The sequence below is a fragment of the Burkholderia cepacia genome (assembly GCF_029962485.1).
GTDB lineage: Bacteria > Pseudomonadota > Gammaproteobacteria > Burkholderiales > Burkholderiaceae > Burkholderia.
On the sequence record NZ_CP073637.1, the window covers coordinates 1,406,015 to 1,418,238 of the forward strand.

11 protein-coding genes are annotated in these 12,224 nt (G+C 67.3%); 8 read left to right on the forward strand and 3 right to left on the reverse strand.

Going from position 1 to position 12,224, the window contains the following annotated elements:
- The first annotated feature begins 48 nt into the window (after positions 1-48).
- Positions 49-1,878, forward strand: coding sequence for an acyl-CoA dehydrogenase (locus KEC55_RS06535; RefSeq protein ID WP_282507210.1), 1,830 nt, complete (start codon positions 49-51; stop codon positions 1,876-1,878).
- Between the two features lie 148 nt (positions 1,879-2,026).
- A complete protein-coding gene (locus KEC55_RS06540; protein ID WP_282507211.1) occupies positions 2,027-3,007 on the forward strand; it encodes an NADPH:quinone oxidoreductase family protein in 981 nt (326 codons plus the stop codon).
- A gap of 76 nt (positions 3,008-3,083) precedes the next feature.
- Here the strand turns inward: KEC55_RS06540 and KEC55_RS06545 are convergent, their stop codons facing one another.
- Positions 3,084-4,001: a LysR substrate-binding domain-containing protein gene (locus KEC55_RS06545; RefSeq protein WP_282507212.1), complete on the reverse strand. Its 918-nt coding sequence runs from the start codon at positions 3,999-4,001 to the stop codon at positions 3,084-3,086.
- 179 nt (positions 4,002-4,180) lie between these two features.
- On the opposite strand from KEC55_RS06545, the gene KEC55_RS06550 reads away from it, so the two are divergent.
- Entirely contained in the window at positions 4,181-4,879 is a 699-nt protein-coding gene (locus tag KEC55_RS06550; protein WP_282507213.1) for a pirin family protein, read from the forward strand.
- A 49-nt stretch (positions 4,880-4,928) separates the two neighbouring features.
- The gene (locus KEC55_RS06555) at positions 4,929-5,345 is read left to right on the forward strand and encodes a DoxX family protein (RefSeq protein ID WP_282507214.1); all 417 of its coding nucleotides are present in this window, start codon (positions 4,929-4,931) and stop codon (positions 5,343-5,345) included.
- 105 nt (positions 5,346-5,450) lie between these two features.
- On the opposite strand, the gene KEC55_RS06560 is transcribed toward KEC55_RS06555, so the two are convergent.
- A complete protein-coding gene (locus tag KEC55_RS06560) occupies positions 5,451-5,987 on the reverse strand; it encodes a PadR family transcriptional regulator (protein ID WP_282507215.1) in 537 nt (178 codons plus the stop codon).
- 151 nt (positions 5,988-6,138) lie between these two features.
- Between KEC55_RS06560 and KEC55_RS06565 the strand changes: the two genes are divergently transcribed.
- Both KEC55_RS06565 and KEC55_RS06570 read left to right on the forward strand, forming a co-directional pair.
- Complete coding sequence (locus tag KEC55_RS06565; protein WP_282507216.1) at positions 6,139-8,163, forward strand: NADPH-dependent 2,4-dienoyl-CoA reductase; 2,025 nt, start codon at positions 6,139-6,141, stop codon at positions 8,161-8,163.
- A gap of 43 nt (positions 8,164-8,206) precedes the next feature.
- Positions 8,207-8,647 (forward strand): nuclear transport factor 2 family protein, encoded by a 441-nt coding sequence (locus KEC55_RS06570; RefSeq protein ID WP_282507217.1) that lies wholly within the window; start codon positions 8,207-8,209, stop codon positions 8,645-8,647.
- A gap of 20 nt (positions 8,648-8,667) precedes the next feature.
- Here the strand turns inward: KEC55_RS06570 and KEC55_RS06575 are convergent, their stop codons facing one another.
- Entirely contained in the window at positions 8,668-10,101 is a 1,434-nt protein-coding gene (locus tag KEC55_RS06575; RefSeq protein ID WP_282507218.1) for a PLP-dependent aminotransferase family protein, read from the reverse strand.
- Between the two features lie 152 nt (positions 10,102-10,253).
- Here KEC55_RS06575 and KEC55_RS06580 point away from each other — a divergent pair, with 152 nt between their 5' ends.
- Positions 10,254-11,429, forward strand: a complete 1,176-nt coding sequence (locus KEC55_RS06580) for a pyridoxal phosphate-dependent aminotransferase (RefSeq protein WP_282507219.1) — start codon at positions 10,254-10,256, stop codon at positions 11,427-11,429.
- A 56-nt stretch (positions 11,430-11,485) separates the two neighbouring features.
- The gene (locus KEC55_RS06585) at positions 11,486-12,217 is read left to right on the forward strand and encodes a transporter substrate-binding domain-containing protein (protein ID WP_282507220.1); all 732 of its coding nucleotides are present in this window, start codon (positions 11,486-11,488) and stop codon (positions 12,215-12,217) included.
- Positions 12,218-12,224: the final 7 nt, after the last annotated feature.

Genomic DNA, 12,224 nt, shown 5'->3' on the forward strand with positions numbered 1-12,224 from the left:
TGAAACCCTTCATTCGGCTGACACAGCCGGCACCCCGGAGGCAGCACGATGAGCCTGTTGATGTCGCGACGCGATCTCGCGTTCCTGCTGTATGACTGGCTCGACGCCGAAGCGCTCGTCGCGCTGCCGCGCTTCGCGGAGCACAGTCGCGAGACTTTCGATGCGGTGCTCGACACCAGCGAGCGGATTGCCGAGGATCTGTTCGCGCCGCATGCGGCGCGCGGCGATCGCGAGGAGCCGCAGTTCGACGGCGAGCGCGTGACGCTGATCCCTGAAGTCGAACCGGCCGTGCGCGCGTTCGCGGACGCCGGGCTGATCGCCGCGGGCCATGACGAAGCGCTCGGCGGCATGCGCCTGCCGAAACTGGTCGAAGCCGCGTCGTTCCTGTTCTTTCAGGCCGCGAATATCGCAACGGCCGCCTATCCGTTCCTGACCGTCGCCAATGCGAACCTGCTCGTCGCGCACGGCAACCCCGCGCAGATCGACGCGTTCGCGCGCCCGGAACTGGAAGGGCGTTTTCTCGGCACGATGTGCCTGTCCGAGCCGCAAGCCGGCTCGTCGCTGTCCGACATCGCGACGCGCGCGGATTTCGAGGGCGATTCGCCGCTCGGCCCGCGCTACCGGCTGACTGGCAACAAGATGTGGATTTCCGGCGGCGAACACGAGCTGGCGGAGAACATCGTCCACCTCGTGCTCGCGAAGATTCCCGACGAACACGGCCGGCTGCAGCCCGGCACGCGCGGCATCTCGCTGTTCATCGTGCCCAAGTACCTGCTGGGCACCGACGGCCGCGCGCAGGGCGAACACAACGACGTCGTGCTCGCCGGGCTGAACCACAAGATGGGCTATCGCGGCACGACCAACTGCCTGCTGAACTTCGGCGAAGGCACGCGCTATCGCCCCGAAGGGCGGGCGGGCGCGATCGGTTATCTGGTCGGCCAGCCGAACCACGGCCTCGCGTACATGTTCCACATGATGAACGAGGCGCGCATCGGTGTCGGCGCGGGCGCGGTGGCGCTCGGCTATACCGGTTATCTGCACGCGCTCGACTATGCGCGCAACCGGCCGCAGGGGCGTCCGCTCGGGCCGGCGGGCAAGGATGCGGCCGCGCCGCAGGCGCCGATCGTCGAACATCCGGACGTGCGGCGCATGCTGCTCGCGCAGAAGGCCTATGTCGAAGGCGGTCTCGCGCTGATCCTGTACTGCGCGAAGCTGGTCGACGAAGCCCGCGCGCATGACGACGAGGCGGTGCGCGCGCAGGCCACGCGCCTGCTCGACATCCTCACGCCGATTGCGAAAAGCTGGCCGTCGCAGTGGTGTCTCGCCGCGAACGACCTCGCGATCCAGGTGCACGGCGGCTACGGCTACACGCGCGACTACGCGGTCGAGCGGCTCTACCGCGACAACCGGTTGAATCCGATTCACGAAGGCACGCACGGGATCCAGGCGCTCGACCTGCTGGGCCGCAAGGCCGTGCAGGACGACGGTGCGCTGCTGCGTGCGCTCGACGCACGGATCGACGCGACGGTCGAACGGGCGCGGGCGCTGGATGGCGGCACGCGCGAGCAGGCCGATGCGCTGGCACGGCGCTGGACACGACTGCGCGACGTCACGCAGCAATTGAGCGCGATCGGCGATCCGCAGACGCGGCTGGCGAACGCGAGCGTCTATCTCGAAGCGTTCGGCCATCTCGTCGTTGCATGGCTGTGGCTCGACGTGACGCTTGCGGCGTACGGGCACGGCGACGATTTCCACGACGGCAAACGTGCGGCGGCCCGGTATTTTTTCACTTGGGAGTTGCCGAAGGTGGATGCGCAGCTCGACCTGCTGTCGAGCGTCGACACGACGACGCTCGACATGCGCGACGCGTGGTTCTGAACGTTACGTCACCGACATCCCGGAATGCGGACGATATCGCGGGTGCCGGCTTTGCCGGCCATCGCGTGCGCGTCGCGAACCGGCCGGGCGGGGGCATCCCGCCGACCGTACCGATGCGCGGCCGCGCCGCGCAAGGAGAGAGAAGCGCATGAAAGCCCTGTTGTGTAACGCATTCGGCCCGATCGACAGTTTGCGTATCGACGACGTCGCGATTCCCGAACCGGCTGCCGGCCAGGTGCGGATCCAGGTGAAGGCGGCGTCGCTCAATTTCCCCGACGCGCTGATCGTCCAGGGGTTGTATCAGGTGAAGCCGGCGCTGCCATTCTCGCCGGGCGCCGAGTTCGCCGGCGTGATCGACGCGGTCGGCGAGGGCGTGACCGCGTGGCGGCCCGGCGACGCCGTGGTTGCGTTTACCGGGCACGGCGGGTTCGCGGAGCAGTGCGTGGCCGACGTGCACCAGATCGCCGCGCTGCCGCCCGGAATGTCGTTCGAGCAGGGCGCGTCGCTCGTGCTCGCTTACGGCACGTCGCTGCACGCGTTGCAGCAGCGCGCGCGGTTGCAGGCGGGCGAGACGCTGCTCGTGCTGGGTGCGGCGGGCGGGGTCGGTGTCGCCGCGATCGAGATCGCGAAGGCGCTCGGCGCGCGTGTGATCGCGGCGGCGTCGAGCGCGGACAAGCTCGCACTGTGCCGTGAGGCGGGCGCCGACGAGACGATCGACTATGCGACCGAAGACCTGCGCCGCCGCGTCGACGAACTGACCGGCGGGCGCGGTGCCGATGTCGTCTACGATCCGGTCGGCGGCGCGTACAGCGAACCGGCACTGCGCGCGACGGCGTGGCGCGGCCGGTTCCTCGTGGTCGGTTTCGCGGCCGGCGAGATTCCGAAGCTCGCGCTGAACCTCGCGCTGCTCAAGGAGCGCGACATTCTCGGCGTGTTCTGGGGCGACGCGGTGCGCCGCGACCCGGCGCAGCATGTCGCGAACATGCGGCTGCTCGCCGAATGGTTCGCGGCCGGCAAGGTGCGACCGGCGATCACCGAGCGCGTGCCGCTGGCCGGCGCGGCCGATGCGATCGCGCGGATGGCGAACCGGCAGGTAAAGGGCAAGGTCGTGATCCTGCCGGGCGCGTGATCGTGGCCCGGCGCACGGCGGCGCGAGGCGCGCCGCGTGCGCCGTTGCGACGCCGGTGTGGCCGTGCCGGCGGCCGCTATGCGACCCGGTTCAGCTCCTCGAAGCCCGCAACGAGCGCGTCGAGCAGATGGCGCACCGCGGGTACCATTCCGCGTCGCGTCGGGAAGATCGCGTGGACGAGCGCCGTCGGTGCCGACAGCGCGGGCAGCAGGTGGAGCAGCCGGCCGGCCTGAAGGTCGGCGCTGACCAGCTCTCGCGGCAATTCGGCCACGCCGATTCCGTCGAGCGCGGCAAGCCGCAGGCTTGCGAGATCGTCGGTCGCCAGTCGTGGCCGATGTGAGAACGAGAGGGGGCGCCCGTCGGCGTCCGTCAGGTTCCACACGAACCGGTCGCCGTTGCTGGCCGTCGACACTGTCGGCCAGTCCTTCAGGCTGTCGATCGACCCGGGCGCCGGAAAGCGCGAGGCCAGCGCCGGGCTCGCCACGAGAATCCGGTACGACAGCCCGAGCTGCCGAACCGCAAGATCGGTGTTCTCCAGCGGCGGCACTCGCACACGGATCGCGAAATCCAGCCCTTCCTCGACTACGTCGACCCGCCGGTTGGTCGCATCGAGTCGCACCTGCACCTGCGGATTGCGCTCGATATAGCGCGCGACGATCGCGGCAACACCCGAACTCAGCAAACCGACCGGGCAACTGATGCGCACGGTGCCCTGCGGCTGCGTGCGCGTGCGGTCCACGATGTCCTTCGCGGCTTGGGATTCGGCGACCAGCGCGACGCAATGCTGATGGAACTGCCGCCCGGTTTCCGTCAGCGACAGGCTGCGGCTCGTGCGATTGAGCAGCCGCACGCCGAGTTCCTCCTCGAGCGCGCGGATGCGCCGGCTGAGCTTCGACGTTTGCGCGCCGAGGCTGCGGGCGGCGGCCGTGAAGCTGCCGTGTTCAACCACTTCCGCGAACAGCCGGAGATCGTTCAGGTCGGCAATGGGGTTCATGGCGGCGGCTCCGTTCGGCCAGATCGTTCTATTGGGAGCAATGATACGTTGTCATTCAGGAGATATGCGATCGATCTTTGCGAAATTAGCATTCATCCCATGTTCGGTGCCGTGCAGAAACCGGCAAGGCACCGCCAGGCAACCGCCCGTCGTTCGGGCAGCAGGAAAAGGAGTCGGACATGTTGACGCATCGGCGTTGGGCATCGCTGGATACGGCGAATCACGGCTGGCTGCGCGCGAAGTACCACTTTGCGGTGACGGCCGACGGCACACCCGAGCATGCGCCGCTGGGACCGCTGATCGTGTGGAACGACGACGAGATCGCCGTCGGCAGCGGGTTCCCGATGCACGGGCACCGCGACGTGGAAATCATCACGTACGTGCGGCAGGGCGTGCTCGGTCATCGCGACACGCTCGGGTCGGAGGGCACGATCGACGCGGGCGACGTGCAGGTCATGAGCGCAGGCACGGGCATCCGGCATGCGGAGTTCAACCGGGGTGATACGCCGCTCAAGCTCTACCAGATCTGGCTGCTGCCCCGTGCAAACGGCGGCGTGCCCGGATGGGGCACGAAGCAGTTTCCGAGGGGCGAACGGTCCGGGCGTTTCGTCGTGCTGGCGAGCGGCTATGCCGGCGACGAAGGCGCGTTGCCGATCCGTGCCGATGCACGCGTGCTCGGCGCCACGTTGAAGGCGGGCGAGCAGGTCAGGCAGGCATTGGGTGCCACGCGCCGCGCCTATCTCGTCGCGGCTTCGGGGCGCATCGAAGTGAACGGAGAACGCGTGGGGCCGCTCGACGGCGTCGCGATCACGAACGAAGCCGCGCTCGACATCGTCGCGGTTGAAGATTCCGAGCTGGTGATGGTGGACGCCGGCTGAATGCCTTTATTTATCAGTCCACCGAATCATTTCATTTCAGGAGTACATCATGGATCGTTACAAGTATCTTCCGCTGCTCGGCCGCATTCTGATCGGCGCGCCGTTTCTGATGAGCGGCTTGAGCAAGCTGGCCGCACACGCGACCACTGTCGGTTACATCGCCTCCGTCGGCCTGCCGGCGCCATCGCTCGCCTTCTTGGTCGCGGTGCTCGTCGAGGCGGGCGGTGGGGTGCTGCTGATGTCGGGTTACCGGGCGCGCCCCGTGGCGCTGGCGATGGCGTTGTTCAGCCTCGTAACCGCCGTGTTCTTCCACCACAACTTTGCCGACCAGAACCAGATGATTCACTTCCTGAAGAACGTGATGATGGCCGGCGGACTGCTGCAGATCGCGTACTTCGGCGCGGGCGCGTTCAGCCTCGATGCGCGGAACGCACGCACCGCGCTGCGTATCGCCCCGGCGGCGTGAGCCGGAGCGGCCGGTGCGCGCCATCGACGCGCACCGATCGCGCGCAGCGCGAACACGCTGTCCGGTCGAACGCCGGCAGCTCCGCGCAGCAGGCACGAACCCGGTTCAATCCTTCGGCAGGCGCAGCGTGTCGAGCGCGTCCTGCGAAAACTCGACCCAGAACCGCTCGTTCGCGATACCGGCCTGCAGTACCAGATGCTGCAGGCGTTTCGCACGCGAGTCGGTGCCTTCAGGAAAATCGCGTGCCTCGATCTTCAGATAAAGGTCGAGCTTTTCCTGGTGAAGCGCAATGCGCCGCCGGATTTCGTCCTCGAGGCCGGACGGCCCGAGCACCGCTTCCGCGCGCAGGCGCACCATCAACGCTTCGCGCAGCGGCGTCGGATCTTCCTGTTCGGCGATCCAGCGGCGCAGCTCCTTCTTGCCGGCCGGCAGGATCCGGTACGCGCGCTTGCGGCCGCGCCCCGATTCGGCGGGCAGCGATTCGATCCAGCCGGCTTCCTCGATGCGCCCCAGCTCGCGATAGATCTGCTGATGCGTCGCCTGCCAGAAATAGCCGATCGAACGATCGAAGCGGTCGGCGAGCTCGGATCCCGAACCGGGACGTTCGGCAAGCGCGGTGAGGAGTGCGTGAGGCAGGGACATGTCGGATCGGAGGAGGCCGCGGAATGAATCGCATCTTGCCATATCGGGGCCACAGTACAAGCCAATGATCATGTTTATGCAACATGTTGCATAAAGCGGGGCGGTGGACTACTATCTGTGCAACTTGTTGCACAAAAATTGGAGACCCCCGATGACACCCCGTTACCCGCATTTGACGACCCCGCTCGAGCTCGGCTTCACGTCGCTCAGGAACCGCGTGTTGATGGGGTCGATGCATGTCGGCCTCGAGGAAGCGCCGAACGGCTTCGAGCGGATGGCGGCGTTCTATGCGGAGCGTGCGCGAGGCGAGGCCGGCCTGATCGTCACGGGCGGATTCGCGCCGAACGAACGCGGCCGTCCGGCGCCGGGCGGCGCGATGCTGACGACCGAGGCGGAAGCCGAACGCCATCGCGTCGTGACGCGTGCGGTGCATGCCGAGGGCGGCAAGATCGCGCTGCAGATCCTGCATTTCGGGCGCTACGCGTATCACCCGGCGCTGGCGGCGCCCAGCGCACTGAAGGCGCCGATCAACCCGTTCACGCCGCATGCGTTGAGCAGCGACGAAGTCGACGAGACGATCGCCGACTTCGTGCGTTGCGCGGCGCTCGCGCAGCATGCGGGCTACGACGGCGTCGAGATCATGGGGTCCGAAGGCTACCTGATCAACGAATTCATCGCCGCGCGCACCAATCATCGCGACGACGCGTGGGGCGGCGCGTACGAGAACCGCATCCGCTTCGCGGTCGAGATCGTACGGCGCGTGCGCGAGCGCGTCGGCTCGCACTTCATCGTCATCTACCGGCTGTCGATGCTCGATCTCGTCGAAGGCGGCTCGACGCTCGACGAGGTGATCCGTCTCGCGCAGGCGATCGAGGCGGCCGGCGCGACGATCCTCAATACCGGCATCGGCTGGCACGAGGCGCGCATTCCAACGATCGCGACCAAGGTGCCGCGCGCCGCGTATGCGTGGGTGACGCGGCAGCTGATGGGCAAGGTCGGCATCCCGCTCGTCGCGACCAACCGGATCAATACGCCGGAAGTGGCCGAGCAACTGCTCGCCGACGGCTATTGCGACATGGTGTCGATGGCGCGGCCGTTCCTCGCCGATGCCGAGTTCGTCCGCAAGGCGCGGGAAGGGCGCGCGGACGAAATCAACACGTGCATCGGCTGCAACCAGGCGTGCCTCGACCATACGTTCAGCGGCAGGATCACGTCCTGTCTCGTGAATCCGCGCGCCTGCCACGAAACCGAACTCGTGATCCGCCCTGCGCAGCAGCGCAAGCGGATTGCCGTGGTCGGCGCCGGGCCGGCGGGCCTCGGCTTCGCGGTCACGGCGGCCGAACGCGGTCACGCGGTGACGCTGTACGAAGCCGGTGCCGAGATCGGCGGCCAGTTCAATATCGCGAAGAAGGTACCCGGCAAGGAAGAGTTCAACGAAACGCTGCGCTATTTCCGCCGGCAGATCGAACTACGCGGCGTGACGCTGCACGTCAACACGCGTGCGACCGCCGAGATGCTGCTGCAGGGCGAATTCGACGAAGTGGTGATCGCAACGGGCATCGTGCCGCGCACGCCGCCGATCGACGGCGTCGGCCATCCGAAGGCGCTCGGCTATCTCGACGTGCTGCGCGACGACAAGGCCGTGGGCCGCAACGTGGCGATCGTCGGCGCCGGCGGCATCGGCTTCGACGTCGCGGAATATCTCGTGCATCGCGGCGACGGCGAGCGGGTCGACGCGGACCGGTTCTTCGCCGAGTGGGGCGTCGACCGGACGTATGCGAATGCCGGCGGTCTCGGTCACGCACGACCCGAACCGGCGGCGCGGCACGTGCATCTGCTGCAACGCAAGGCGTCGAAGGTCGGCGACGGGCTCGGCAAGACCACCGGCTGGATTCATCGCACCGGTCTGAAGGCGCGCGGCGTCGGGATGTCGTCGGCGGTCACGTACCGGCGCATCGACGACGAAGGATTGCACGTGACGATCGACGGCGTCGAACAGACACTGCCGGTGGACAACGTGATCATCTGCGCGGGGCAGGAGCCGTTGCGCGAGCTGGCCGTGCAACTTGAGGCGGCCGGATGCAAGGTTCACGTGATCGGCGGTGCGTACGAGGCCGCCGAGCTCGATGCGAAGCGTGCGATTCACCAGGGCACGACGCTGGCCGCGACGCTTTGAGGCCGATTCGTTTTCTTTTCGTTCGACGATTCAGGAGTCCACGATGATGAATGCACCGACGCATGTCCCTCCCGCTGTCGCGAAGTCGCTCGACGCGTGGCACGGGATGATCGAAAACAAGGACTTCGGCGAGCTGGAGTCGATCGTCCACCCCGATGCCGTGTTCCGTTCGCCGATGGCGTTCAAGCCGTATGGGCCCGCGCCTGCGCTGTTGCTGGCGTTGCGCACGGTGATCACGATCCTCCAGGATTTCACGTATCACCGCCAGTTCGTCACCGACGACGGCAAGAGCGTGGTGCTGGAATTCAGCGCGGCCGTCGACGACAAGGCACTGAAAGGAATCGACATGATTCGTTTCGACGACGACGGACGGATCGTCGAGTTCGAGGTCATGATCCGGCCGTTCAATGCGCTGCAGGCGCTCGGCGCGGAAATGGGCGCGCGGCTCGGGCAGCAGTTGCCGACGTTCAAGATCGGCGGCTGAGCGGGGCGGTGGCGGTGCGGTCAGCGCGCGAGTTGCGCGTGCGCGAGCTGGCCAAGGCGCCGGACGCCGTCCTCGATCCGTTCGTTCCACACGTGGCCCGCGCTCAGGCGCAGGCAATGCCGAAAGCGCCGTCCGGCGGAGAACACGTCGCCCGGCGCGAAGCAGATGCCGTGTTCGAGCGCGGCGTCGAACAGCGCGCGTGAATCGAAACGCTTCGGCAGTTCGAGCCAGAGCACGAAGCCGCCGGTCGGCCGGCTCACTTTCGTGCCGGACGGAAAGCTTGCCTCGATCGTGCGTGTCATCCGCGCGAGGTTGTCTTCGAACAGCCGGCGGATGCGGCGCAAATGCGCATCGTACGCGCCGCTCGCGAGGAAATCGGCCAGCGCGACCTGAAGCAGCACGGGGCCGCACAGGCTGAGCGCGAGCTTGCGCTCCATCACCTGCTGCGTGCGCGCTCCCGCGACGATCCAGCCGATCCGGTATCCCGGTGCGAGGCTCTTCGAGAACGAACTGCAGTAGATCGTATTGGCGCCACCGTCGAGTGCGATGAACGGCTTCGGCCGGTCGCGATCGAAGTGGATGTCGCCGTAGACATCGTCCTCGATCAGCTGCACGCGATGTTTCGCGAGCAATGCAAGGAGCGCACGTTTGTCGTTTTCGGTCATCGTCGAGCCGAGCGGATTGCCGAAGCTCGACGACAGCACGCAGGCCGCGACCGGCTCCGATTCGAGCCGTTGCGCAAGCAGGCCGACATCGACCCCGCGCAGCGGGTCGGTCGGCAACTCCAGCGCCTTCAGTCCCAATGCCTCCAGCGTATGAAGCAGGCCGAAGTAGGTCGGCGATTCCACCGCGATCGTGTCGCCGCGCGTCGCGACGGTGTTCAGCGCGAGCGTCAGCGCTTCGGTGCAGCCATTCGTGACGAGGATGTCGTCGGCGGACAGCGGATGCCCGAAGCGCATCGCCCGCCGCGCGATTTCGCGGCGCAGTGCCGGCTCGCCGTAAGGCGGGCAGTAGACGTTGTAGCGCGTGCCGTGCTGGCGTGCCGCACGGGCGAGGGCGAGGTCGAGCCGTTTCGACTGCAGCAGCGCCGGATCGGGTACCGCGCACCCGAGCGGCACGAGTGCCGAATTGGCCGCATGTTCGAGCAACGTGGCGACCGCGCCGCTGATCGACACCGTCGACGCTTTCGCGCGCGAGCGCGACGCTGTCGGCAACGCGAGCGTCCCGCCGCGTGCGGCCGCGACATAGAAGCCGGACTGCGGGCGCGATACGAGCACGCCGCGATCTTCGAGCAGACGGTATGCCTGCAACGCGGTCGAGACGCTGATGCGCTGCTGTTCGCTGACCGCGCGCACGGACGGCAGTCGCGTGCCGGGTGCGAGCGTACCGTTCTCGATCATGCCGACGATGAGATCGGCGAGTTGACTGTAGCGAAAGGACGGCTGCGTTTCCATGGAGCACGCGCGGTAGGGGAGTGCCCGATTATCGACCGTGCGTCCCGATCGCGCCAGTCCGAATTGTGTCGGTCCAATCGTCCAAAAATTGTGGCTGTTATGGTCTTTGCGCGAGCGCTACGATGGCGCTGTTCCAATCCGTCGATCGACCCATGCGAGGCACGCACATGCAGGCAGGACAGACGCAATCCGGCGAGTGGCGCGGACGATTTCCGTACAACGAAATCATCTCGCTGCTCGAAGTGAACCGTACCTTCAACCTGGCGGAGAGCACGTCACAAGATCTGACGGTCGGCGAACTGCTGGATCTGGCCGGCCTGGACACGGTTCGCGACCTGACGCTCGGCTACAGCCGGTCGGCCGGCGCGGCGGTGCTGCGCGACGCGATCGCCGATACCTGCAACGTGCCGGCCGCGCAGATCGTGACGACGCAAGGCACCGCGCTCGGGCTGTTTCTGCTGGCCTACGAAGTGTGTCGGCCGGGCGATGAAGCCGTGCTGGCGACCCCGTGTTTCCCGCCGAGCCGCGACTGCGTGGTCGGCGCTGGCGCGACCGTGCGGGAAGTACGGCTGTCGTTCGAGCACGGCTATCGGCTGGACCTCGCGCAATTCGATGCGAGCCTGTCGTCGAAGACGCGGCTGGTCAGCATCGCGTCCCCGCAGAATCCGGGCGGCGTGCAAGCCTCGCGCGCGGAGATCGATGCGTTGCTGGCGTTGATGGCGCAACGGTGCCCGGACGCGATACTGTTCATCGACGAGACCTACCGCGAGGCGACCTATGGCGATGCGGCCGTGGCGGCCAGTTTCGCGGCGGTCGATCCGCGCATCGTCACGGGTTCGTCGGTGTCGAAGGCGCTGGGTGCACCCGGTCTGCGGACCGGCTGGCTCACGGTACCCGATGCGGGGCTGCTGGCGCGCCTCGTCGTCGCGAAGCTGAACACGGTGATCTCGGGTTCGGTACTCGACGAGACGCTGGCCGCGACCGTGCTGCGCCACCGCGAGCACGTGCTCGCGCCCCGGCGCCGGCTGCTGGCTGGCGCGCTCGATATCGTGTCGGGCTGGTGCGAGCGTGAACGGGCGCGGGTCGAGTGGGTACGGCCCGATGCGGGCGCACTGTGCTGCGTGCGGTTGCGTCAGGATGCGTTCGACGAGCGGGCCGTGTCGCGTTTCTGGCAGCGCTTGCCGGATCACGACGTGCAACTCGCGGCGGGCACGTGGTTCGGAGAAAGCAGCCGCGTGTTCAGGCTCGGGTTCGGCTATCTTCCGCTGGAGCGCCTGCCGGTTGCATTGAAGGCACTGTCGCAGGCGATGGATGCAGCGGCCGCATGAACGGGGCGCCCGGCGCACGGGCGCGGCGAACATCATTGAACGTCAGGAGTGACACCATGAAAGTCAGGATTGCGTACCTCGAGGAACCGCCGTTCTACTGGACGGCTGATGACGGTGCCGTAACCGGTGCGGATATCGAGTTGGCCGAGGTGGTGCTGCGCGCGGCCGGTGTGACGCAGATCGAATATGTGCCGACGACGTTCGACGCGCTGCTGCCGGGCGTGCAGGCCGGGCGCTGGGACATGAACGTGCCGATCTTCGTGACGGCCGAACGTGCGCAACATGTGACGTTCAGCGTGCCGGTCTGGGCGATTGGCGACGGATTCGTTCTACAGGCCGGCAACCCGAAGCGGCTGGCGAGCTATGCGGATGTCGCGGCACGTGGCGATGCGCGGCTGGCATGCGTGACCGACCAGGTGCAGATCGATTCGGCCAGGGCGGCCGGTGTGAGCGACGGCCAGATCGTCATCTTCAAGGATCAGCCGGACGCAGTGGCTGCATTGCTGGCCGGGCAGGTCGACGCGTTTGCGAGTACAGCAATCGGGAGCCGTGCGCTCGCCGACACGGACGAGCGGCTGGAGGCCGTTTCGCACGCGCGTGGCGCGGGGGCGGCGGTGCCCGTTGGCGGCTTTTCGTTCAGCCAGACCAACGTTGCGCTCGTGCAGGCCGTGAACGCACAACTGCGCGCGTATCTCGGCTCGGCCGATCATCGCGAGCGGATGGCGAAGTACGGCTTCGCACGGACGGAAATCGACGGCGTCGTGGCGAACGGCGGCGCGACGTCGTAAGGCCTGA